The organism is Planococcus salinarum, from assembly GCF_007004625.1.
Lineage (GTDB): Bacteria > Bacillota > Bacilli > Bacillales_A > Planococcaceae > Planococcus > Planococcus salinarum.
Map to the genome: position 1 here is coordinate 36,195 of NZ_VIFV01000002.1, position 22,826 is coordinate 59,020.

Sequence of the window (22,826 nt, forward strand, 5' to 3'; positions counted from 1 at the left end):
GACAGCCGGATGGCGGTTTCTGTATTGCGCCGGAAAACGATAACACCAAAACTTGGAATCCAGACCCATCGCATTCAACCTCCCCGTTTACCGGATCGAACCCTTTCTCTTCAGGCACCGCTGTCCGCCTTTAATTCATTATATACCGCCTTTTTGTACGTTAAAAATTCTTCCGTCAAGACGATTGATTCGTCTCGGGGCCGCGGAAACGGAATGTCGAATTCCGCTTTGACGTTTGCCGGTTTGTCCGACAGGATGATGATGCGGTCGGACAAGAAAAGTGCTTCTTCAATATTGTGCGTGATGAACAGGATGGAACGTCTATGCTCCATCCATATGGAAAGCAGCCATTGCTGCATTTCCGACCGCGTAAATTCATCAAGTGCAGAGAAGGGCTCGTCGAGGCAAATCAGCGGCTGCGGGCTCAGCAAACTCCGGATAAAAGCCGCTCTTTGCTGCATGCCCCCGGAGAGCTGGTGCGGATAGGCGCTTTCATACTCTTTCAATCCGGCTTTTTCGAGCATGGCGACGGCTGCCGGCAAATCTTTTTTCCCCGCAATTTCCGCCCCGAGCAAGACATTTTGAAGAATGGTCCTCCACGGAAACAGCGCCGGGCTTTGCGGCATGTAGCTGATGGACCCTTTTTTGCCGTTGATCCGCTCTCCGTCCAGGCTGATTTCCCCTTCATCCGGCTGTGAAATGCCTCCGATCAGGTGAAACAAGGTGCTCTTCCCGCTGCCGGACGGGCCCAGGATGGAGACAAATTCATCCGGTTCGATGTGAAATGTAACATCTTTCAACACCATTTTTCCGTCAAAGCTTTTTGATAATCTGTCGATTGCAAGTTCAGGCATTCCGCTCCTCCTCCCCTGTTTCTTTCCACCGGATCATCCGCTTCTCCAGAAAGACGATCGCCCCAAAAAACAGCAGACTCAATACCATGATCAAAAAGATGGCAACAAAGACCTGTGTGGTCCGGAACGATGAAGACGCCAGAGTCATGTAGACACCGATTCCTTCTTTCGCACCGAGCCACTCGGAAATCACCGCGCCCATTACACTGTAGGTGGCGGCGATTTTCAAACCTGAAAAAACGGAAGGCATAGCGTGCGGCCATTCCAGCTTCCAGAAAATCTGCTGCGTTGTTGCGCCTGCCATCTTCATATAGTGCATCATATCGCTGCCGGTCTGCCTGAAGCCATCCAACGCGGCGATTGTCACCGGAAAGAAACAGACCAGTGTGATGATGATAAGTTTCGGGGCCAACCCAAAACCGAACCAGATTACCAGCAGCGGCGCCAACACGATGATTGGAATGTTTTGCGACAGAATCATCAGCGGATACAGTGTCTCCCGCAGTTTTGGCACAAGGTGCAGACAGACCGCGACGGCCAGGCCGGTCGAGCAGCCGATCAGAAATCCGGCAACCGACAGACGGACCGTTGAAGCAAGATGGCTGCTGTAGTTCGGCCAGCTCGCAAAAATTTCCACCCAGACCTGTGAAGGAGGAGGCAACAGCCAGACGGGAATATCGAAAATCCGGCTTGAAATTTCCCACACCACAAACAAAAGGATGAGGACCGAAACCGGCCTCCATCCTTTCAGGAATATTCTTCTCACCGGTATTTCTCCGTTAAGGCATCCATAGAAGCACCTTCCGGATTATAGAAAACTTTGACCTGTGAAATCACGCTTTCGTTTCCGGCTGCAATCATCTTCTCATTCATCTTTTCCACTATGGAAAGGAGTTCTGACAGTTCTCCTTCCATCGTTGTTTCAAGAGGGCCGACCCGGTATTTCACTCCCGACTCGTCAATCACCGCGATGGCCTGATCCACATACGGAATCGTGTCTTCCCCGTGCTTCGTCTTTGGTATGATTTGAATACTGAGCAATGCATTTGCCATTATTCACTCTCTCCTTCCGGTAAAAAATTATTTGTGAAAGCTTCCTGCACTTCGAATTCACCGTCAAGCAGACCATTTTTGTTCATCCAATTGGCATAATCCGCCCAAACTTCCGTGTCCTGCTCCCCCCAGCGCGAAGCATCCGCCTGGTACTTCGGAGACAGCCACTCCTGACTTGCCCTGACCAGTTCCGCGTCCAGATCCGGCACCGCACTGATCAAAATATCTGCCGCTTCCCCTGGATTGTCGATCGCAAATTGATAACCTTCTGCAACAGCGGCCGTAAAGGCTCTTACTGTATCCGGGTCTTCTGCAATCATTTCTTCATTGGTGGTCAGCACCGGTGTGTAATAATCCAGTTTTTCGGAGTAATCGGTGAGGTACTGCATATTCAACTCTTCACCCCGGAGCTCCGCTTCAATGCCCGTCCAGCCGTAATAAATCCAGGCAAAATCGACATCCCGTTCAACAGCGGTGAAAAAGTCGGTGTTCCCCATATTCAGAAATTCGACCTTTTCCACATCTGCGCCTTCCTGTTCCATCAGCGAAGCGATCACCGCTTTTTCAACCGGTGCGCCCCATCCCCCGTAGGTCTTTCCTTCATAATCGGCGGGAGACGTAATGTTCTTGTCTGCAGGAGAAGCAAAGCCCGACGTGTTGTGCTGGATGATCGCCGCAATCGAGACAATCGGAATGTCCGCCACCCTTGCTTCCGTCAGGCTTTCCTGCGCTCCGATCCCGAAGTCGGCTTTACCGGAAGCCACCAGCTGATCCGCTCCCGTTTCGCCTGGCATGATAATCTCGACATCCAGCCCCCTTTCTTCAAAATACCCTTCCGCCTGTGCAGCATACAAACCGGTGTGGTTCGTGTTCGGCGTCCAGTCCAGCACCATTGTCACTTTCTCCAATTCGCTTTCGTCCCCGCTGCCGCCTTCTTGCGGCGTCTCACTCGTACAGCCGGCCATCGCAAAAGCCGCTCCAAATACCACCATCCACTTCTTCATAATTTTTTCCTCCTCTTGGTTTATCCATAAAACAGAACTGGAACAAACCGGAAGGAACATATCAAATTGTCTATATAAAAAGCGCCCAGGGTTAAAGAAACCATGGGCGCATATCTCAAAAAAACATTTCGCTTTGAATATGTTCCCTCCGCTGGTCTTAACCAGTTCAGGTTCCAAGGGTCAGCATCTAACGTATGCTATCTCAACCGGCAACAACGGTCCCCCTACATGTACATTTTATGAAATTGATACCTAAAATCTTACGTCTTCATTCTGTCACAGGCTGTCTGATTTTTCAACTCTCTCCCCTCCGGAAACAGAGTTTTCTGACTTCATCTGCCACTTTGCACTCCTGCCGCCAGCTTTCCGGCATCCAGCACTTCCGGCATCCTCATCAACTCTTCAAACGCTTCCGGTGTCACCGGCTTCGAATACAAGTAGCCTTGTCCGATTGTGCAGCCCTGGTCGAGCAGAATGTCCCTTTGGTCTTCGGATTCAATGCCTTCGGCGACGATCGTCAAATTCAAGTTCAGCCCCAGGTCGATGATCGTTTTCACCATCGGGTTCATGCTGTTGGAATCGAGCTCATCGACAAACGATTTGTCGATTTTGATCGTATCAATCGGCAATTTCTGCAGGACATGCAATGAGGAATAACCGGTTCCGAAATCATCGATGGCTATTTTGATGCCCATATTCCGCAGACATTTGAGGATTTCCCTGCTTTCTTTGATATTCTGCATAATGCTTTCGGTAATTTCAAGTTCCAGGTAGTGCGTGTCCAATCCTGTTTCGCCTAATATTCTCCGGACCGTTTCAAGAAACAGGCCATGCTTGAACTGCAGGACGGAGACGTTGACCGCCATTGATAAAAGAGGAAAGCCTTCATCCTGCCATTTCTTGTTTTGCCGGCACGCCTGCTGCAGCACCCATTCCCCGATGGAGACAATTTGCCCCGTTTCTTCGGCGACCGGGATGAATTCAACAGGGGACACCCAGCCAAGCTCGGGATGCTCCCAGCGCAACAGCGCTTCCATGCCGACAATCCCGTTCGTCGAAAGCATCACTTTCGGCTGGTAATGGAGCCGGAGCTGGTTGTTCCGGATTGCTGTCTTCAGTTCGGTTTCAATCTTCATCTTGCGGATTTTCTCCCGGCTCAGTTCCGGATTGAAAAAACTGAATCCGTTCTTGCCTTTTTCTTTTGACAGGTACATGGCCGCATCCGCATTCTTCATCAGCTCTTCGGTTGTGCTGCCGTGTTCAGGAAATTTGCTGATGCCGATGCTCGGTGTGACGCTGATCTGGTAGCCGTCGATGTTCAGCACCTCCTGGAAAGCTGCCAGGATTTCATGGGACAGCGCGATGCACTCTGCCTCCGTCGCTCCTGCAACGACAATGATGAACTTGTCGCCTCCCAGGCGGAACAGCAGCATATCGCGCCCTATCGCCGACTCCAGCCGTCTGGCAGCCTGCACGAGCACCTTGTCGCCGATGTGGTGGCCAAGCGTATCGTTCACCACTTTAAACTGATCCAGATCGATCAGCAATAATGCCAGCTTGCCGTCCGGATACTCCGTCAGTACGCGCTCAATCTGTTCCCCGAAACTGCTTCTGTTCTTCAAACCGGTCAACGGGTCATGATATGCCAGATACCTGTACTCGCTCATCAATTGCTCGTTTCTGCGAAGGATCTGCAGCTGCCGCCCAAGCACGAGCAGGAATATCACCAGAAGCCCTGCGCTGAGTGCATTTAAGTCCCACTGGTAACTGTGGATGACGAGAACGATGAGCACCACAATGCTCAAATAGGGGAAAACTGTCCCTTTATCTTTGCCGGAACTTTTCATGATCCAGCTCGTGTCGTCCAGATTCTGTTTCGCGCAATAGCCGGTTAATCCGATGAATAGAATAGATACCAGCCACAGAAGGTCGATCACGTGTCCCGGCTGGTAGCCGTTGCTGAATTCGAGGTATACGGAGTAGGAATCGGCCATCACCTGGATGAAAAAACCGGCAACGCACAAAATCAGCCATTCCTGCTTTTCACTTTTCTGCAGGAGATAATACAAAATGGTAAGGACAAATAAGATGGTCAAATCCGTCACGGGGTAGATGATGCTCGCCCAAGTCAGCAGCCACGAATCCCCGGACGCTTCCAGAACGGGGTTGATCAAATAATGGAAGCTGACTGAAGCAAGCATGATCATAAAGACGGCAATATTGAAAATATAGGACCGGCCGGAATAAGCATTGCTCAATTCACGTGTTTTCGATATCAGGGCAGCCAGGAAAAAGCAATAGGCAACCAGCCAGATTGCATACGAAAATTCCTCGGAATCTACAGCTCCGCGACTAATCTGGAAATACAGCCAGAGCCCATTGGCACTAATATAGAGAGCCAGGCCGATCAGCAGCAAAATCCAAAAGTTCTTTTGCCGGCGCGCCGCTTTCCGGTATGCCTGGAACAGCCAGAGAAGGCTGGCCAGCCCTACCGCAATCTGCAGCACGTTGATCCCCAGTGCGGTCAACCAGGCATTTCCCTGGAAGAAAAACGTCCAGCTGTAAAACAGGATGATTATTGCCAATAAAATCGTGACAGGAAAATAATTTTTGTTTAACATGGATGTTTTCCTCCTGGGTGTCAAAAATCTTCGGTGTTCTGTTTTTCCCGATGCGCCTGCAGCCGGCTTATGCAGCTAAATTGCCGGCAATTTCAGAGGACATCACATACGTCTTACAGCCGGAAACGGCCGTTGCTGCCAGACGGCTTTGGCGGCTTTCGTTTCGATCATTTTATCGTTTATTATAACCGTTAATATACCAAAAAAATAGTGCTTTTATCATATTTCCATTATAAGGATAAAATACCAAAATACCCACAGGAAGCCGTTTCCTTCAAATTCTTCATCATTGCTTCCGCATCGGCAGAAAGGGTTCACTCGACCAGCCTCCGGAAGCCGCAACACCTGACAGCTGAATTCCTGTCCAAAAGGACTGGCCGAAGCTGATGGGAAAAGGGGGTCCAGCCGTGCTTTCCCACCCCTTTCATCCCCTGCAACAATTTCCAAAATCCGTTTCTTTGATGATGATTTGTTAAAACAGCTCCTCCGGAGGGTATGATAGAAGAAACGAGGTGAGGAAATGATCTTTCTGCTGATCTGGCTGCTGTTGATCGGCTACGCCGTCTTTCTGGCACCCGGCACCGGCGCCAATAACCCGGTCATCCCGCAGCTGCTGAGCGGCGACTGGGGCGCCATCGACCCGCTTGTCCTGGCCGTGTTCAATTCACTCGGTATCTTTCCACTCGTGTTCCTGACGCTGCTGCTGTTGAACGACCGCATGCGCTGGCCGGCGTGGCCGTTCGCGCTTCTGTCCTTCGGCATCGGCGCTTTTTCACTGCTGCCTTATTACGCCTTCGGTCTCCGAAAACCCGAAAAGAAACTGCGTACGCCGCGCTGGCTCGTCCGTTTCCTGCGCTCGCGCTTCTGGCTCGTCGTGCTCATCATTATGTGGACAGGAAACTGGCTGACACTGCTTCAAGGTTTTTCATTTGCCGACTATGTCGATTCCTTCTTCGCCTCGAGCCTTGTGTCGGTCATGACCGTCGACTGGTTCGTGCTGTACGGCCTGTCGGTCTACACCGTCTATCGTCTTTATCCGGATGCCAGGTACAAGCGGCTGGCGTGGGTTCCGATTGTCGGGCCGGTGCTGGTGCTGCTGGTGAATGATTGACCGAACGCCTCTCTATCCGATGGGCTAGAGGTTTATATTGCTTCATATAAGTTTATATAGATTTATATAGGTTTCTTTTAAAGAAAATATTGATAAAATGGAAATAGAATTTTTCTGTTACTGTTTTTCCCTGTACAGCTCAGTCATAAGAGAACAGGCATTTCAGGTTTTAACAGCCGGGTTATCTATATGTTTTGCCAAGGAGGAATGTGCGTCATGAACCATACTCAAAATGAACTTACTGCAAGATTAAACGAAAATGTAACGTATTCAACAAAAGGGAAATTGAACATTATTAATAAAGAAATTCCTTTTGAGGAAGGAAGCCGTGGTTTGGATCCGAGAGTGAGAAACTTTCTTACGAACGAGGCCGATCCGCATGTAAGGCGTCCGCTCGCAAGCGATGACCTTGAGATTACCCGAAGCAGAGTGGAAATAAATAATAAAGATTTAAGCAAAGGCATTCATTCGGAAACAACAAAGTTTTCTTTCGCGGATCACGAAGTACCCTTAGGAATCTATAACCAGACAGAAGAAAGGAAGCCAGTCCTTATTTATCTTCATGGCGGGGGGTTTTTCGAACGGGATGTGGACGTTATGGAAAATATCTGCAAGCTCTTAGCACAGGAAGCCAATGCGGTAGTAGTGGGCGTAGAGTACCGCCTTGCCCCGGAGCATCCCTATCAGGAGGGACTGGACGACTGCCTGGAAACAGTGCGGTATATTTACGAAAACGCCGGGAAATTTAATGTAGAGACTGAAAACATCGGTCTTGTGGGAGACAGCGTGGGGGGGAATATTGCACTTGGTGTGCATCATTTAAGCAAAGAGGAAAAATGGGAGATCAGCTATATCGGCTTGCTGTGTCCATTGGTGGATTTGTCTGATGTGTCAAGGAGTACATGGAATTTAAACCACTACGACATGACAAAGGATTCCGATTTAATTTACCAGGAACTTGTGACTATGAAAGACTCGCTCACTTTCATCCAGTCGTTATATCTTACGGATTTAGAAGACGTGCTGCGGCCACTTGTTTCTCCTTTACTGCGTGAAGTTAAAAGCTCTCTGCCTCCCATCACGCTCGTGACGGCAGAGTTCGATTATCTGCGGATTCAAGGGGAAGAGTTTTCTGCCCAGCTGGTGGAAGCAGGCGTCCCGGTGCGGCATATCGAATACAAAGGGATGGATCATGCATTTGTCAGAAAGCTCGGCTACTATCCTCAAGCAGCTGATGCAATCAAAGAAATTTCCAGTCATTTTTTACAGGCGCTGCGAAAATAAGTGCAGTATGATAAAGAACCCAGCGACCTTGGTGGAAAAGGTAGCTGGGTTCTTTAAAATAATAAGCAAAATAAAAGTCCGCAATTGATGCAAGTTGCCTCTCCATCTGAACCATCACCAGTTTTTCTGCAAAAGAAAAAGAGCACATGATGTGTGCTCCTTCAAGTTTGCTTTTCTCGTCTTCATTCCTCAAAAAACCTCTTCAATTTCCATCGAAAAAGCCACTTTTCCGCTCAGCACTTTCTTGTCGTCCTGATTGACCGCTTCGACATCAAAATGCAGCGTTTCGCCTTCCTTTTCTTTCAACACCGCGCGCAAGGAGACCACATCTCCCAAAAACACCATCCCTTTGAAGCGGATGGCATAGTCCCGCATAAAGCCTTCACCGAGATAGGGCGTGAAAAGTTTCGCCAAGTTGCCCATCGTCCACATGCCGTGGGCGATAATTCCGGGCAGGCCTGCGCTTTCTGCGTCGGCATCGATCGTATGGATCGGGTTGAAATCTCCGGAAGCCCCCGCGTATTTGATCAGGTCCAGCCGCGCGACCGGTGCCAACTGAATTGTCGGCAGTGCCTCTCCAATTTCCATCTGGTCCAGTCCGCTCATGCTTCCATCTCCCGTCTCGCCGCCTCATTGATGATTACGATGCGCTCTTCTGAAAAAAGAAGCTGTCCGGAAGCATCTTCGCCGTAAAAGGTCACAATCAGAAAACCCATCCTCCCGAAATTCCCGGTTTTCTCGTAGTAATCCTTCACTTCTCTCCAGCAATGGACTTCTTCGCCCACAAACAGCGGGCGCGTATAATGATAGTTCTGTTCTCCGTGGATCAGGCCTTTGTCCGGCAGATGAAGCCCTGGAATGGAGCCGCCGTCAAACGTCACCGGAAAGGTCGGCGGAGCGATGTTTCTGCCGTAACGGGATCTTTTCCCCGCTTCTTCATCGGTAAAAAGCGGTGAAGAATTCCCCAGCGCTTCCACAAACTTCTTGACCGCGCCCCGTTCAATCCGATTTTTCACTTTCCCTGATTTCTTGCCGATTATCTCTTCCAGCATTCACGCAAGCCCCCTTCTCAGTCTTTCGGTCCGCCTGCAACATACAACACCTGGCCGGAGACGAATGAAGAGCGTTCATCCGCGAAAAACGCTACGGCATTCGCGATGTCTTCCGGTTTGCCGCTTCTGCCGACAGGAATTCCCGCTACATTCGCCTGGACGAAGCCATCAAATGGAACACCCATGCGTTCTGCCGTCGCTTTCGTCATATCCGTTTCGATAAAGCCCGGTGCCACTGAATTGGCAGTCACCCCGAACTTGCCCAATTCAAACGCGAGCGTCTTCGTGAAGCCCTGCAGGCCCGCTTTCGCTGTGGAATAATTGGCCTGGCCCCTGTTGCCCAGTGCCGAAGTGGATGAAATATTGATGATTCTGCCGTATTTGTTTTCGATCATATATTTCTGCGCGGCGCGCGTGGCGAAAAAGGCACCGTTCAAATGCACATCCATCACCGTCGTCCAGTCGTCGTCGGTCATTTTGAACAGCATATTGTCACGGATGACACCGGCATTGTTGACCAGGATATCGATGGAGCCGAAGCGGGCGTTCACTTCTTCCATGGCCTGTTCAATCTGGTCTCTGTCCGTGACGCTCGCCACTTTCACATAAACGGAATAGCCTTTTGCCTCCAGTTCGTCCTTTGCGGCAGTCAGCGCTTCCTCATTGATATCGATGATCGCCACATTGGCCCCTTCACGCGCAAAGCGCTCGGCGATTTCTCTGCCGATCCCTCTGCTTCCTCCCGTGACCAATGCTGTTCTTCCTTCAAAATTCCCCATTATCCTTGTGCCCCTTTCCCATCTGCTGCAAGCTTTTCAATGCCAATAAAAGATTTCATTAATTTTTCTGACAATTAATTACTTTTCCAATATACCGTAAGTAGTAGTGTCCGTCAATTGAGTTTAGGCGCAGGATACGCGGAAGAGAGACAATTGCGGCTTGTGCCGGAATGGGCTAAAAACATCAAAAAAAATATCCGTAAAGGGGGCGACCCTTTACGGATATTCACTTTTCCGGATTTTTAATTCACTTTCTTCGGCCCGCCCCAGTACATCTCGCGCAAACGGAATTTCTGCAGCTTGCCGGTCGCCGTTTTTGGCAAAGCCTCAACAAAGTCAATCGATTTAGGCGCTTTGAAATGGGCCATGTTCGCACGGGTGTAGTCGATGATGTCCTGTTCCGTCACTTCGGCTCCCGGGTGCAGCACGATAATCGCTTTTGGCACTTCTCCCCATTTTTCATCCGGAACCGCGATGACAGCGACTTCCATGACATCGGGGTGTTTATACAGCACCCCTTCGATTTCAGTGGACGAAATGTTTTCCCCGCCCGAAATGATCATGTCTTTGATGCGGTCCTGGATCTCTACAAAGCCGTCGGGATGCGTTACGGCCAAATCTCCGGTGTAGAACCAGCTGTCTTTGATGGCTTCGGCTGTTTTCTCCGGATTTTTGTAATAGCCCGCCATCACGACATTGCCGCGGGTGATGATTTCGCCAAGTTCTTTGCCGTTCCATTCGACTTCCCTGCCGTCTTCCTGGCTGACGACTTTCGTTTCCCCATTGAACGCAAGCTCAATCCCCTGCCGCGCTTTGATGGCGGACTGCTCTTCAGGCGATTTGGAGTCAAACTCCCTTTTCCATTCGCAGTACAGGATGAACGGTGACGTTTCCGTCAGTCCGTAGACATGCATTATATTTAACCCAAGAATGTTCTGGGCTTTGGCGATCAATGCGGCAGCTGGCGGCGCTCCGGCTGTGGCCATGCGCGGGCTGGTCGTAATGTTGATTTCTTTCGCTTTCGGCTCATTGACCAGCATATTGATGACTGTCGGCGCCCCGCACAGCACCGAGATTTTATATTTCTCGAACAGCTCAAGAATTTGTACCGGATCCACTTTCCGCAGGCACACATGCGTTGCCCCGGCAGCCGTAATTGCCCAGATCCCGCCCCAGCCGTTTGCATGGAACATTGGAAGTGTATGGAGATACACATCGTCATGCGTGATATTCAAATGGTACAGGAAGTTCGCAGCATTCAGGTAATTGCTGCGATGTGTCAGCATGACTCCTTTCGGCTTCGATGTTGTGCCGCTTGTGTAGTTCAATGTCAGCAGCTGATTTTCGTCGATTTCCACCGCTGGCGCTTCCGCGTCTTCCGGCACCGCTCCGATAAACGCCTCGTAGGAGACCCCGCCCAGCCCCGATTCATGTCCGTCCACTTCCACCACAATATACTTGTCAATCGACAGCTCATGCCGGACGTCTTCGATAAGGTTGCTGAATTCCGCATCGACGATCAGTGTTTTCGCATCACTGTGATTGATGATGTACGCCAGGTCCTTTGCTGCCAGCCGGTAATTCAGGGGCACCATGACTGCCCCCAGCTGGCCGATGCCATAAAAGGATTCCAGCATATAATGCGTATTCGGCAGCATCACGGCCACGTGGTCCCTTTCTTTTATCCCGGCATTTTGCAATGCGGCGGCCAATTGATCGCTCCGCTTTCCGAACTCCCTATAGGTAAATGTCTTGCCTTCGTCAATAATAGCTGTTTTTTCCGGATAATATTTGACTGCCCGGCGTTTCCAGTCGAGCGGTGTTAAAGGTGCGATCATGTGGACACTACCCCTTCCGGCTTATCGATTCAACACTTGTTATGTAACAAGTATATTTTTGGTTAGCGACTGTGTCAATCCAGTTGTAAGAATATACTGAATATTAGTTACTTTAGCAATGGCAATAAACCGGCTTCCATCCATTAAAAAAGGACTGTCCCAACGGCAGCCTCCTCAGTCGATCAGCGTCACCGCCACAATCTCATCCAGCACCAGCCGCTCCATCCCGAACGGGCTTTCATAGACGAGCTCGCGATGCGCCGGGTCAATGCGCTCGATGATGCCCCTGTGTTTGAACAGTTGCTTCTGTTTCCAGGTTTCGATGAGGACTTCGCACTTCCGCTTCAGGGCGATATCCAGTTCTTCCTGAATCAGCTGCAGGTCGAATTCGTCGAGCTCCGGTTTCGGGACCTCGTCGTCTTCCTTGTACCACTCGCGCAGCAATTGAATGTGCTCCGGCAGCATCAGCCCCTGCCACTTGATGTTGCCACGGTCCTTGATATCTCCCTGAATTTTGAATTGATCGTTCTTCTTCAAGAGGATCACTCCTTTCCAAAATAAGAACACTTGTTCTTATTCTATACCACGGATGGACGTTCCACAATCCTTTGGGGCAAATAAAACAACCGCTGAAGCAGATGGGCCAACGGTTACTCCCATGAAATCTTTAATTCGGCCATAAAGGGGCACGCAAAAAAAGATGGGCAAGTTCTTCCTCTTTGGATATACTATTGAAAATATCCTATCGAATGGGGACTGTGAACCAATTGGCGATTGAGACGAAAGTGAAAAAGAAAAAGGACAATGATAATCCATTTGCAGATTGCTTTGCTGAATGGAGCTTTACGCTGGCAGCTGAAATGTTGGTAAGTATTATTTGGTATTTCATCTGGAATATCCTCTTATTTATTCCCAGAATGCTCCTTCGAGCGTTGAGCAATCTATTTTAACCCAACAAAACCCTCTTCCTGATTTACGGATGAGGGTTTTCCAATGGCATCGACATCGACAAATACATACCGATCAATTCTTCGGTTCGGTTCCGTAAGTGAAAATGCATATACTTCCGGTGATCTTCATAGCCGTTGTAATAGAACACGTACTCCGTAAAAAGGTCATCTTTCTTGCCCTCAATGATTTTAAATTGCTGTTTTTTCATGTAAATCCTCGTGGCCCGCAAATCGTTTTCAGCAAATTTTATCGCCTGGTCGACCAGCTGCAGATACGGACGCTTCATTTTAAAGGGCATAGTGTCGATCAACCCTCTGTCCTTGTTCAGGATGATGAGCACAAAAGGAAGGTAAATCATATTCTCGAAATGAAGGATAAGTTCTTTCGACATTAAAGGAGACATGGAAATTCCACCTAACATAAGAACGTTTGTTCTTATTCTATACCACCGGATGCCCCTCGGCAATCCTTTCGGACAAAATAAAAAACCGCTCAGCTGGAAATGAGCGGTTTCTCCCCCTTATATCCTCTCCTATTTCAGATAGATCTTGGCCCCAGTGGCAGGCGCGACGTAGATGTTGCGCTTCCCTTTGCTGGTCATGATCGTCACTACATCACGTTGCGGACGGGCGAGAATTTCGTATTCCAGGCCGCCAAAACGGGCAGGCGTCAAGCTCCAGTCGCTGTTCTTCGCGACGGGATGCACCTGCAGCCGGTACGTCTTCCACGTCGTTGCCGTTTTCGGCAGCGCCACGAATTCCTTCATGGCTAATTGCTGTTCCACCGGCGCGGATGGCGGAGCATTCTTTTTAGCCCCTGCCGCCCCTTTTGCCTCGCCCAATTGGATGATTTGCCCGAGCCGCAGGGCTTTGGGATCCACTTCCGGGTTCGCCGCCAGCAGATCCGCCACCGAGATGCCGTCCATGTTGTGGGCAATGTTCCAGAACGTGTCGCCTTGCTGGATGGTATAGGTCGCCGGCACCGGTTTTATGAATGTTTGCTGATTCAGGAACTTGAAGGCTCCTTTGTAGTCGAACACACAGCACGCCTTCCAGCTGTAGCCCGGCATTTCGTGATGCGACTTGTCTTCCCGGCCGATGCCGTCCGCCACCAGCGCCGCCTGCAGTTCGTCGATTGTCTCTTTCACAAAATCTCGCATGCGCTCGTTGCGGTAATCGCCGGCCACGCAAATGCCAAGCGAATAATCATTGGCATTGCCCGCGTGATAAGTGCGCCGGTCGAAATCATGCGCCCAGACAATCCGTGCCCGTTTTCCGCGCGGCGTCTCCACGACATTTTTCGGCTCAACGATAATGGCATAGGCGACGCCCGGCCAGCCGTTTGCTTCTATATGATACTTCGCAAAACTCGCCGCATCCGATCCTGGCAAATGCGACAGCGTCAAGGAATGGTGCCAGACGCGGGTGCTGATCCGTTTGTTCCGTGCGAGGTAATTCCGATCCTTTGGCAAACTGTTGCGCATATCCACTAAGCTCGGCAACGCTAAAAAGTTTTTCATATAGTGCCCCCCCTTTTTAAGTTATGTTTGCAAAGACCATCTTCTATTTGCTCTTTTTCCAGTCATGCGACCCTCTCACCCAGCCGCCGATGACCGTTCCCATCGCCAGCATCGGCGACTCGAACTCGTAATCTTCCATTAAAAACAGCTGGTTGTGCAGCGGAATGAGCAGCCCTTCCAGGATCAGCTTTTCACGCAGCTTTACAAAACTCTTCGGGCATTTCGCTGTAGTCGATGCTGCGAACTTCGATCCCTTCACCACCACAAACTTCTCCCCCACATAATAGCCGCTGGCATCCGCTCCCCGCTTCGATGTAATCGTCAGGATTTCCGGCAGCTGTTCCTCCACCGCCATCAGCAGGATTCCGGCATCGAACGGATCGACCGGCGTCTCTTCTCGTGTTTCTTCATCCACTTCGAAAAACTTGTAAAGCTCGCCGTAGTCCGGGTGGGTGATTCTTTTTACAAACTGGGGTTTTGTCATTTTTTCATCTCCTTTGCAGGCAAGATTCCTAAAAAGGTGCCTACACTGCCTATATAGATAATTAGGCGATAAAAGGATACTTTTTGAACACTTTCATTGAATAAAAAATGCAGGGACTCCTCATGAAAGAAAGCAGTTTCAAGCCTCATAAATCAAAAAGAGACCGAATTGCACCCGCAGAATAATATCTGCAGATAAATTCGATCCCCTGAATTCTATAGCCGCCGCTTATTAGGCGATCGGCGCTTTTTGTGCTGTTTTTTGTTTAAAAGTTCTTGTGGATTCGACCGCTTGCTGCCAGCCGTTGTACAACTCTTCGCTTTGTTTGGCAGACATTTCTCGATTATAGGTTTTTTCAACCTGCCATTGCTTGGCGATTTCTTCTTTATCTTTCCAGAAACCGACGGCCAGCCCCGCCAGATAAGCAGCGCCAAGTGCTGTCGTTTCCTGGATGACCGGACGTTCGACCGGTACATCCAAAATATCACTCTGGAATTGCATCAAAAAGTCATTAGAAACTGCTCCGCCGTCAACACGCAAGGTTTTGAGTTCAATCCCCGCATCTTTAATCATGACATCTACAACATCTTTTGTTTGATAGGCCAGTGATTCAAGCGTTGCACGGACAAAATGCGCTTTTGTCGTGCCGCGTGTCAAGCCAAAAACCGCTCCGCGTGCGTCGGTGTCCCAGTAAGGCGTTCCGAGACCGACGAATGCCGGCACCATGTATACACCGTCTGTAGACTTGACCGATGTGGCATAGCCTTCGCTTTCAGGTGCAGTATTCAATATTCCCAGCCCGTCTCTCAACCATTGGATTGCAGAGCCGGCGACGAATATACTGCCTTCAAGCGCATATTCCACTTTGCCGTCGACGCCCCAGGCCAGTGTCGTCAACAGTCCGTGATCAGAAACGACGCCTTCTTCCCCAGTGTTCATCAGCATAAAGCATCCTGTACCGTAAGTGTTTTTCGCCATCCCTTTATCGAAGCAGGCCTGGCCGAATAAAGCAGCCTGTTGGTCGCCGGCGATGCCTGCAATCGGCACTTCGTGTCCGAAGAAATGATAATCGACAGTATGGGCATAGACTTCGGACGATTGGCGCACTTCCGGCAGCATGCTTTTCGGCACTGTCAGGATCTCCAATAGTTCTTCATCCCATTCCAAGTCGTAGATATTGTACATCAGCGTGCGGGAAGCGTTGCTGTAATCCGTGATATGTTCTTTTCCGCCAGACAATTTATAGACGAGCCATGAATCGACCGTTCCGAACATTAAATCGCCATTATCCGCTTTTTCACGGGCGCCTGGAACATTGTCCAGAATCCATTTGACTTTCGTGCCGGAAAAATAAGCATCGATCAGTAGTCCCGTTTTTTTACGGAACAATTCTTCGTGTCCCTGCTCTTTTAAATCTTTGCAGATTTCACTGGTCTGGCGCGACTGCCAGACAATCGCTTTGTAAATCGGCTTTCCGGTATTGCGGTCCCAGACAACTGCTGTTTCGCGCTGGTTTGTGATGCCGATTCCAGCGATCTGGCTTGGGTCCACATCGGATTTACGCAATACGCCTGCCATACAAGCGAGGACAGATGTCCAGATTTCATTGGCGTCATGTTCCACCCAGCCCGGTTTCGGGAAAAACTGTTCAAACTCCTGCTGGGCCGTTTCGACGATTTCCCCTTTATGGTTAAACAGTACTGCACGTGAACTTGTTGTTCCCTGGTCAATTGACAAAATGTAATCTTTACTCATTGTGAATTCCTCCTCAAATGGATTTTTCTGCAACGTCATTTTCATTTCTTTCGTTTTCACCTACTAAATTGTCTTCAATATCATTGGCTAACGTATGGCCTTTCTTCAGTTCAGCGTTGGCTGCTCCAATTAAGATGATTGCCATAACGACGCTGAGTGCCCAAAAAAGCAGGTTATACTCACCTGTGAATATCGCCTTGTAGAAAACTGCTCCATAAATACCACCGAAAATTGGGCCTACTATCGGAACCCAGGCGTAGCTCCAGTCGGAACTGCCTTTCCCAGGGATCGGCAGCAATGCGTGGGCGATACGCGGACCAAGGTCTCGCGCAGGGTTGATGGCGTATCCTGTAGCACCACCGAGGGACATCCCGATGGCAATGATTAAAGCTCCGACAATCAAGGGGTTCAAGCCTTCCGTAAATTGGTTGGCACCGATGAACAATAAGCCCATCACCAGAACAGCAGTACCAATAATTTCACTCACCAAATTCGAAAAAGGGCTGCGCACTGCTGGACCTGTAGAGAAAACGGCCAGTTTTGCTCCTTGGTCTTCTGTTCTTCTCCAATGAGGCAAATAATTTAAAAAGACAATTCCTGCTCCAATAATCGCTCCAATAATTTGGGCCAGAATGTATAATGGCACTTTCGCCCATGAGAATTCACCGACTGATGCAAGTCCCAAAGTTACTGCTGGATTGATATGAGCTCCAGAAAAACTGCCCACTGCGTAAACAGCCATCGTAACGGCAAGACCCCAAGCAATGGTTATAACAATCCAACCGCTGCCTTCAGCCTTCGAATCTTTCAAAACAACTCCTGCGACGACTCCGCTCCCGAAAATAATCAGGATCATAGTGCCAATCACTTCTGCCAGAAATTCCGACATCACCCAACACTCCTTTTCTTTTTAAAGTAAAAGCCATATAACCGACCACTAAAAAAATCCGCAATCAATGAGAGTTCTTCTTCACAGAAGGACTCATTGATGTGCGAATCTCGGGTCTCCAACACAGCTCTTAACTTGTTGTTTTTAAAGTTACACGCAAAAGAAAGCGCTGTCAATCCCCATTCTGAATATTTAAGCAAAAAAAGAGCAGCCGATTTTTCTTCGGCTGCCCTTTTTTTATTTTTATAATGCTACTTGCTCATCCAACCGGATGCGTCGCTTCGTACAACAGTACATCCAATTCTTTGGTATAACTTTGAATTTGCTGCTGTGTCCATCCAAAGCTTTCCGCCATATGTGCGATGGCCACTTCTTTGAATGTGTACACGAACTGAATATCGAATAACAATGCCCCAGTCCGGCGGACGAAAAAGTCAACCGGTTTATAAGCCGCTTCATACTCCATCGCGTAACGGAGCATCGCAAATACCAATGGATCCAGACCTGCCTGTGCCGCTTCTTCACGTCTGCCGGCGAACAGCCCTAAAACCTTGTCGACATTGGCACCGTAACGGCTTGTCAGCATCCCTGCCGTTTCCGCGTTCAGCCCCATTGCCATCGCCTGCTGCTCGCGGTCAATTCGGAACGTTTGGAATCCTTCCGATCCGCCGACTTCACCGCCGGAAATCGGCAGATGCTTCGTGGAAACTTTCGGGAACCGCAAATCTTGTTCTTCTCTTAATTGCTCCGTAACCAGGTCAATAATGTTTTCGCCCATTTTCCGGTAGCCAGTCAACTTGCCGCCTGCAATGGAAATCAACCCGGAATCCGAAATGAAAATTTCGTCTTTACGTGAAATTTCTGAAGGGTCTTTGCCTTCCTCATGGATAAGCGGACGCAATCCTGCCCAGCTCGATTCAACATCTTCCTTGCTGATGGCCACTTCCGGGAACATGAAATCGATCGCGCGAAGTACATAGTCGCGATCGGCACGGGTCATCGTCGGATGTGCAATGTCCGCTTTGTAAACAGTATCAGTCGTACCGACATATACTTTTCCTTCTCGTGGAATAGCGAATGCCATCCGGCCGTCCGGCATATCAAAATAGACTGCCTGTTCCAGCGGGAAACGCTTGCCGTCGAAAATCAGATGGATCCCTTTTGTCAGCTGCAGCGTTTTGCCTTTTTTCGAATGGTCTTTTTCCCGTAATGTATCGACCCATGGACCGGCTGCATTGACGATTCTTTTCGCAAAGACTTCATGGATATCTCCATTCGTCTGGTCTTCCACACGGATGCCGACCGCTTTGCCGCCGTCATAGATGAAATCAATGACTTTAGCGTAATTTAACGCCAGAGTCCCTTTTTCTACCGCTTTTTTCATCACTTCAATTGTCAGACGCGCATCATCTGTTTTGTACTCCACATAATAACCGCCGCCTTTCAGCCCCTGTTTTTTCAGTAAAGGTTCACGCTTCAGCGTTTCTTTGCGGCTCAGCATTTTTCTGCGCTCTTCCCGTTTGACGCCCGCCAAAAAGTCATAGACGCGCAAGCCGACGTTTGTGCTTAATGGACCGAATGTGCCGCCTTTGTAAAACGGCAGCAGCATCCATTCGGGCGTTGTCACGTGAGGGCCGTTTTCATAAACGATTTCACGTTCCTTGCCGACTTCAGCCACCATTTTCACTTCAAACTGTTTCAGGTAACGCAAACCGCCGTGCACCAATTTTGTTGAACGGCTGCTGGTGCCCGCTGCGAAATCCTGCATTTCCACCACTGCAGTCTTGACGCCTCTGACACTGGCGTCCAAGGCAATACCGGCGCCGGTAATCCCCCCGCCGATCACCAATAAATCCAAAGGCGCGTTTTTCATGGCATCTATTGTTTCTTTACGCTTCAAACTTGAAAATTTCATCCAAAATCTCTCCTCTTCCATAAATAAGATGATTTATTTCGCTCTGCACCTGTAATCTTCACAAAAAAAGAGAGACCACGGCACAGCTGCAGAATTTCTTCTGCTGAACTGGCTTGGTCTCTCGTTATCTCCGGCCTGTGATATTAACTTGTAAGGTTGTTTTACTTTACCGGTTTAAATGTGCGCGTTGACGCAACTGCATTTTGCCAACCTGTATAAAGTCTTTCGCTTTCTTCTTCCGCCATATTGCGGTTAAACGTTTTTTCAACTTGCCATTGCTTGGCGATCTCTTCTTTATCTTTCCAGAAACCGACGGCCAGACCTGCCAGATATGCAGCGCCAAGTGCTGTCGTCTCCTGGATGACCGGACGTTCCACCGGTACATTCAAAATGTCGCTCTGGAATTGAATCAGCAGATCGTTGCCGACAGCTCCGCCGTCAACACGCAATGTTTTGAGTTCGATTCCTGCATCTTCTATCATAACATTTACAACGTCTTTTGTCTGGTATGCGAGTGATTCAAGCGTTGCCCGGACAAAATGCGCTTTGGTCGTGCCGCGCGTCAAACCGAAGATCGCTCCGCGTGCATCGGTATCCCAATACGGTGTTCCGAGACCTACGAATGCCGGCACCATGTAAACGCCTTCCGTCGAATCGACCGACGCTGCAAGCGCTTCGCTTTCCGGTGCTCGGCCCAGAAGCTCAAGACCGTCACGCAGCCATTGGATTGCAGAACCAGCGACGAAAATACTGCCTTCAAGCGCATATTCGACTTTGCCGTTGACGCCCCAGGCCAGTGTGGTAAGTAGGCCATGCTCTGACTGAACGCCTTGTTCCCCGGTGTTCATCAGCATAAAGCATCCTGTACCGTAAGTGTTTTTCGCCATCCCTTTTTCAAAGCAGGCCTGTCCGAACAAAGCAGCCTGCTGGTCACCGGCCATACCGGCGATCGGCACATTATGGCCGAAGAAATGATAGTCGATTGTTTCCGCATAGACTTCAGACGACTGGCGGACTTCCGGCAGCATGCTTTTCGGCACTGTCAGAATATCCAATAATTCTTCGTCCCATTCCAGATCGTAGATATTGTACATCAGCGTACGGGAAGCATTGCTGTAATCCGTCACATGCTTTTTGCCGCCTGATAATTTATAGACAAGCCACGAGTCGATGGTGCCGAACATCAAATCGCCGTTCTCTGCTTTTTCGCGCGCGCCTTCAACGTTGTCCAGAATCCATTTGACTTTCGTGCCGGAAAAATAAGCGTCAATCAACAGACCTGTTTTTTTGCGGAACAATTCCTCGTGCCCCTGTTCTTTCAAATCTTTGCAGATTTCATCTGTTTGACGAGACTGCCAGACGATCGCTTTGTAAATCGGCTTTCCAGTGTTGCGGTCCCAGACGACCGTTGTTTCGCGCTGATTCGTGATGCCGATTCCAGCGATTTGATCAGGCGTGATTTCCGACTTGCGGAGCACATCCGCGATACAGGCTAAAACAGACGTCCAGATTTCATTGGCGTCATGTTCAACCCAGCCGGGTTTCGGGAAAAACTGCTGGAACTCCTGCTGTCCTGTTTCGACGATTTCCCCTTTACGATTAAACAGTACCGCCCGTGAGCTTGTCGTACCCTGGTCGATCGATAAGATATATTCTTTCTTCAAGTCGCTCTCCTCCAACATCTATGAAACCGTAGTTTCTTCTAATTGCTCTGCCTTCTGGCGGCTTCTTCTCAATTCTGCACCTGCAGCGGTCAATAAAACCGATAAGAAGATTACGCTCAGTATCCAAAATGGCAATCCATATCCATTTGTAAATATGGCTTTGTAAAAAATAGCTCCATAAATACCTCCAAAAACCGGTCCCACAATAGGAACCCAGGCATATGACCAATCCGAACCGCCTTTGCCGGGAATCGGCAATAAGGCATGGGCAATTCTCGGCCCCAAATCACGCGCCGGGTTGATGGCATAGCCTGTCGTTCCGCCGAGCGACATGCCGATCGCGATGATCAGCGCACCGACGATCAACGGATTCAAGCCTTCTGTAAATTCGTTGGCTCCGATGAACAGGAGCCCCATGACCAGGACAGTGGTCCCGATGATTTCACTGACCAAATTGGAAAGCGGCCGGCGGATAGCGGGAATTGTCGCAAAAACAGCCAATTTTGTCGTCTCGTCTTCTGTCCGTGACCAATGCGGCAAATAATTGAAAAACACGATGGCCGCGCCAGTTATGGCACCGATGATTTGAGCCGCTATGTAAAGAGGAACTTTTGCCCAAGGCAATTCTCCGATAGATGCAAAACCAAGCGTAACAGCGGGGTTTAAATGTGCGCCCGAAAAACTTCCTACCGCGTAGACGCCCATTGTCACAGCGAGCCCCCAGGCAATGGTAATCACAATCCAGCCGCTGTTCTCCGCTTTCGAATCTTTCAATACGACACCGGCCACAACGCCGGCTCCAAAAATGATCAAAATCATCGTTCCGATCACTTCCGCTAAAAATTCAGTCAAAATAATCTCCTCCAGGATAGTCAGTCCAGAACCCGAAAAACACAAAAAAACCGCACGAAACGGACAAATTCCTCATCAGAATTTGTCCGTTACAGTGCGGGTCTCCTCTTCTCTTACACAGTTCTTAACTTGTCATTCTAATTTATCAGCTTTTGAAAGCGCGGTCAACACATCGTTCTCCGCTACAACTCCCACAGCTCGGTATCTGATGTGGATACGGCTTTGGCCCCGCCGCTGTATGCCAGCTCAACGTCTTCCGCACTGCGGATCAGCCCACCGGCAATGATCGGAATACCGGTCTTCTGATGGACTTCCTCAATCAGTGATGGAATGATGCCGGGCAATAATTCGATATAATCCGGTTTGACCTGACTGATCAGCTTGATATTATTCTTCAATGCATGGCTGTCCAGCAGAAACAGCCGCTGAATCGTCAGCAGGTTGTTCTTCTTCGCCAGCGTAATCACATTGCCGCGTGTCGAAATAATCCCGTCCGGCTTGATCTCCCTTACCAGAAATTCCATTCCGTAAGCATCTGTCTTCAGCCCCTGGATCAGATCGGCATGCAGAATAACTTTTTTCCCCGCCTTTTTCGCGGTGCGCACCAAAACCTGCAGCTGCGACAGCCGCACTTCCAGAAAAATAATACATGGATGATGGCTTTCCAGCAAACGCTCAAAGTCCTTCATGTTCCGCAAAACGGGCAAGACTCCCTGCAACTCCGGCATTCCGTTTTCCTCCTCAGATGTTCTACGCTCAAAACTCAACAGCCTCTAAGTTTGATGATGCTACTATTTGTTGGATTAAGCAAGGGAGAAGTGTTTGGTGTTTGTGGGGAAAGGGTTTTTGGCTGGAGCAGGTAATAGGGGATATTTAAAAATTTCTTTGAAACATAATGAGTGAAAAAAGAGAAGTTCCTCTATATGATACTTCGCAAAACTCGCGGCATCGGAACCCGCCAAATACGACAGCGTCAATGAATGGTGCCAGACGCGGGTGCTGATCCGTTTGTTCCGTGCGAGGTAATTCCGTTCTTTCGGCAGGCTGTTCCGCATATCCACTAAGCTCGACAATGCTAAAAAGTTTTTCATAAAAACCTCCTATTATATAAATATTGTTAGTAGCCGATATTCCGCAAAATAGCTTTGCTTGCCGCGGGCTTGCGCCGAGTGGATCTCGTCACTTCGCTGGTCCCGCAGGC

General features: G+C 49.4%; 22 protein-coding genes and 1 riboswitch. Of the genes, 2 read left to right on the plus strand and 20 right to left on the minus strand.

Translation table 11 applies throughout. The features are described 5' to 3' along the window. Nucleotides 1–110: 110 nt before the first annotated feature. From DIJ65_RS02945 to DIJ65_RS02965, 5 genes are all read right to left on the minus strand, one after another. Complete coding sequence (locus DIJ65_RS02945; RefSeq protein ID WP_071152178.1) at nucleotides 111–854, minus strand: ABC transporter ATP-binding protein; 744 nt, start codon at nucleotides 852–854, stop codon at nucleotides 111–113. After that, complete coding sequence (locus DIJ65_RS02950; RefSeq protein ID WP_071152179.1) at nucleotides 847–1,620, minus strand: ABC transporter permease; 774 nt, start codon at nucleotides 1,618–1,620, stop codon at nucleotides 847–849. The genes DIJ65_RS02945 and DIJ65_RS02950 overlap by 8 nt, the downstream gene beginning before the upstream one ends. Next, on the minus strand, nucleotides 1,617–1,907 hold the full coding sequence (locus DIJ65_RS02955; protein ID WP_117299368.1) for a thiamine-binding protein: 291 nt from the start codon (nucleotides 1,905–1,907) through the stop codon (nucleotides 1,617–1,619). The genes DIJ65_RS02950 and DIJ65_RS02955 overlap by 4 nt, the downstream gene beginning before the upstream one ends. Continuing rightward, entirely contained in the window at nucleotides 1,907–2,911 is a 1,005-nt protein-coding gene (locus tag DIJ65_RS02960) for an ABC transporter substrate-binding protein (protein ID WP_117299367.1), read from the minus strand. Before DIJ65_RS02960 ends, DIJ65_RS02955 begins: the two co-directional genes overlap by 1 nt. A gap of 126 nt (nucleotides 2,912–3,037) precedes the next feature. After that, nucleotides 3,038–3,147, minus strand: a riboswitch (TPP riboswitch). A gap of 96 nt (nucleotides 3,148–3,243) precedes the next feature. Further along, nucleotides 3,244–5,532: a putative bifunctional diguanylate cyclase/phosphodiesterase gene (locus DIJ65_RS02965; protein WP_230321258.1), complete on the minus strand. Its 2,289-nt coding sequence runs from the start codon at nucleotides 5,530–5,532 to the stop codon at nucleotides 3,244–3,246. 520 nt (nucleotides 5,533–6,052) lie between these two features. Here DIJ65_RS02965 and DIJ65_RS02970 point away from each other — a divergent pair. After that, a complete protein-coding gene (locus DIJ65_RS02970; RefSeq protein ID WP_071151946.1) occupies nucleotides 6,053–6,643 on the plus strand; it encodes a hypothetical protein in 591 nt (196 codons plus the stop codon). A gap of 216 nt (nucleotides 6,644–6,859) precedes the next feature. After that, on the plus strand, nucleotides 6,860–7,927 hold the full coding sequence (locus DIJ65_RS02975; protein WP_071151945.1) for an alpha/beta hydrolase: 1,068 nt from the start codon (nucleotides 6,860–6,862) through the stop codon (nucleotides 7,925–7,927). A 189-nt stretch (nucleotides 7,928–8,116) separates the two neighbouring features. Here DIJ65_RS02975 and DIJ65_RS02980 read toward each other — a convergent pair whose 3' ends face one another. From DIJ65_RS02980 to DIJ65_RS03050, 15 genes are all read right to left on the minus strand, one after another. Then, nucleotides 8,117–8,533, minus strand: a complete 417-nt coding sequence (locus DIJ65_RS02980; RefSeq protein ID WP_071151944.1) for a MaoC/PaaZ C-terminal domain-containing protein — start codon at nucleotides 8,531–8,533, stop codon at nucleotides 8,117–8,119. Continuing rightward, entirely contained in the window at nucleotides 8,530–8,979 is a 450-nt protein-coding gene (locus DIJ65_RS02985; RefSeq protein WP_071151943.1) for a MaoC family dehydratase N-terminal domain-containing protein, read from the minus strand. The genes DIJ65_RS02980 and DIJ65_RS02985 overlap by 4 nt, the downstream gene beginning before the upstream one ends. 17 nt (nucleotides 8,980–8,996) lie before the next feature. Continuing rightward, on the minus strand, nucleotides 8,997–9,758 hold the full coding sequence (gene fabG, locus DIJ65_RS02990) for a 3-oxoacyl-ACP reductase FabG (protein WP_071151942.1): 762 nt from the start codon (nucleotides 9,756–9,758) through the stop codon (nucleotides 8,997–8,999). A 242-nt stretch (nucleotides 9,759–10,000) separates the two neighbouring features. Next, nucleotides 10,001–11,596, minus strand: a complete 1,596-nt coding sequence (locus DIJ65_RS02995) for a long-chain-fatty-acid--CoA ligase (protein WP_071151941.1) — start codon at nucleotides 11,594–11,596, stop codon at nucleotides 10,001–10,003. A 174-nt stretch (nucleotides 11,597–11,770) separates the two neighbouring features. Then, nucleotides 11,771–12,133: a YolD-like family protein gene (locus tag DIJ65_RS03000; protein ID WP_071151940.1), complete on the minus strand. Its 363-nt coding sequence runs from the start codon at nucleotides 12,131–12,133 to the stop codon at nucleotides 11,771–11,773. Nucleotides 12,134–12,569: 436 nt separating this feature from the next. Further along, complete coding sequence (locus DIJ65_RS03005) at nucleotides 12,570–12,950, minus strand: YhjD family protein (RefSeq protein WP_071151938.1); 381 nt, start codon at nucleotides 12,948–12,950, stop codon at nucleotides 12,570–12,572. A 129-nt stretch (nucleotides 12,951–13,079) separates the two neighbouring features. Further along, complete coding sequence (locus DIJ65_RS03010; protein ID WP_071151937.1) at nucleotides 13,080–14,066, minus strand: LysM peptidoglycan-binding domain-containing protein; 987 nt, start codon at nucleotides 14,064–14,066, stop codon at nucleotides 13,080–13,082. A 43-nt stretch (nucleotides 14,067–14,109) separates the two neighbouring features. Next, complete coding sequence (locus DIJ65_RS03015) at nucleotides 14,110–14,550, minus strand: DUF4357 domain-containing protein (RefSeq protein ID WP_071151936.1); 441 nt, start codon at nucleotides 14,548–14,550, stop codon at nucleotides 14,110–14,112. 231 nt (nucleotides 14,551–14,781) lie between these two features. Further along, nucleotides 14,782–16,305, minus strand: coding sequence for a glycerol kinase GlpK (glpK, locus tag DIJ65_RS03020; protein WP_071151947.1), 1,524 nt, complete (start codon nucleotides 16,303–16,305; stop codon nucleotides 14,782–14,784). 13 nt (nucleotides 16,306–16,318) lie between these two features. After that, entirely contained in the window at nucleotides 16,319–17,194 is an 876-nt protein-coding gene (locus DIJ65_RS03025; protein ID WP_071151935.1) for an MIP/aquaporin family protein, read from the minus strand. A 259-nt stretch (nucleotides 17,195–17,453) separates the two neighbouring features. Beyond that, nucleotides 17,454–19,109: a glycerol-3-phosphate dehydrogenase/oxidase gene (locus DIJ65_RS03030; protein WP_071151934.1), complete on the minus strand. Its 1,656-nt coding sequence runs from the start codon at nucleotides 19,107–19,109 to the stop codon at nucleotides 17,454–17,456. Nucleotides 19,110–19,270: 161 nt separating this feature from the next. Next, nucleotides 19,271–20,773, minus strand: coding sequence for a glycerol kinase GlpK (gene glpK / locus DIJ65_RS03035; RefSeq protein WP_117299359.1), 1,503 nt, complete (start codon nucleotides 20,771–20,773; stop codon nucleotides 19,271–19,273). An 18-nt stretch (nucleotides 20,774–20,791) separates the two neighbouring features. Further along, nucleotides 20,792–21,625 carry an MIP/aquaporin family protein gene (locus tag DIJ65_RS03040; protein ID WP_071151933.1) on the minus strand — a complete coding sequence of 278 codons (834 nt, stop codon included), beginning with the start codon at nucleotides 21,623–21,625 and terminating at the stop codon, nucleotides 20,792–20,794. Between the two features lie 182 nt (nucleotides 21,626–21,807). Next, nucleotides 21,808–22,353 (minus strand): glycerol-3-phosphate responsive antiterminator, encoded by a 546-nt coding sequence (locus tag DIJ65_RS03045; protein ID WP_117299357.1) that lies wholly within the window; start codon nucleotides 22,351–22,353, stop codon nucleotides 21,808–21,810. Nucleotides 22,354–22,428: 75 nt separating this feature from the next. Further along, nucleotides 22,429–22,716, minus strand: a complete 288-nt coding sequence (locus tag DIJ65_RS03050) for a hypothetical protein (RefSeq protein ID WP_117299355.1) — start codon at nucleotides 22,714–22,716, stop codon at nucleotides 22,429–22,431. Nucleotides 22,717–22,826 lie beyond the last annotated feature (110 nt).

Bases quoted from the DNA above. Each gene is read 5' to 3' on its own strand.
- DIJ65_RS02970 (WP_071151946.1), top strand. From the start codon at position 6,053: ATGATCTTTCTGCTGATCTGGCTGCTGTTGATCGGCTACGCCGTCTTT.
- DIJ65_RS02960 (WP_117299367.1), bottom strand. From the start codon at position 2,911: ATGAAGAAGTGGATGGTGGTATTTGGAGCGGCTTTTGCGATGGCCGGC.
- DIJ65_RS03005 (WP_071151938.1), bottom strand. From the start codon at position 12,950: ATGTCTCCTTTAATGTCGAAAGAACTTATCCTTCATTTCGAGAATATG.
- DIJ65_RS02995 (WP_071151941.1), bottom strand. From the start codon at position 11,596: ATGATCGCACCTTTAACACCGCTCGACTGGAAACGCCGGGCAGTCAAA.
- DIJ65_RS02980 (WP_071151944.1), bottom strand. From the start codon at position 8,533: ATGAGCGGACTGGACCAGATGGAAATTGGAGAGGCACTGCCGACAATT.
- DIJ65_RS03045 (WP_117299357.1), bottom strand. From the start codon at position 22,353: ATGCCGGAGTTGCAGGGAGTCTTGCCCGTTTTGCGGAACATGAAGGAC.
- DIJ65_RS03025 (WP_071151935.1), bottom strand. From the start codon at position 17,194: ATGTCGGAATTTCTGGCAGAAGTGATTGGCACTATGATCCTGATTATT.
- glpK (WP_071151947.1), bottom strand. From the start codon at position 16,305: ATGAGTAAAGATTACATTTTGTCAATTGACCAGGGAACAACAAGTTCA.
- DIJ65_RS03030 (WP_071151934.1), bottom strand. From the start codon at position 19,109: ATGAAATTTTCAAGTTTGAAGCGTAAAGAAACAATAGATGCCATGAAA.
- fabG (WP_071151942.1), bottom strand. From the start codon at position 9,758: ATGGGGAATTTTGAAGGAAGAACAGCATTGGTCACGGGAGGAAGCAGA.
- DIJ65_RS02985 (WP_071151943.1), bottom strand. From the start codon at position 8,979: ATGCTGGAAGAGATAATCGGCAAGAAATCAGGGAAAGTGAAAAATCGG.
- DIJ65_RS02975 (WP_071151945.1), top strand. From the start codon at position 6,860: ATGAACCATACTCAAAATGAACTTACTGCAAGATTAAACGAAAATGTA.
- DIJ65_RS02955 (WP_117299368.1), bottom strand. From the start codon at position 1,907: ATGGCAAATGCATTGCTCAGTATTCAAATCATACCAAAGACGAAGCAC.
- DIJ65_RS03010 (WP_071151937.1), bottom strand. From the start codon at position 14,066: ATGAAAAACTTTTTAGCGTTGCCGAGCTTAGTGGATATGCGCAACAGT.
- DIJ65_RS03015 (WP_071151936.1), bottom strand. From the start codon at position 14,550: ATGACAAAACCCCAGTTTGTAAAAAGAATCACCCACCCGGACTACGGC.
- DIJ65_RS03050 (WP_117299355.1), bottom strand. From the start codon at position 22,716: ATGAAAAACTTTTTAGCATTGTCGAGCTTAGTGGATATGCGGAACAGC.
- DIJ65_RS02965 (WP_230321258.1), bottom strand. From the start codon at position 5,532: ATGTTAAACAAAAATTATTTTCCTGTCACGATTTTATTGGCAATAATC.
- DIJ65_RS02945 (WP_071152178.1), bottom strand. From the start codon at position 854: ATGCCTGAACTTGCAATCGACAGATTATCAAAAAGCTTTGACGGAAAA.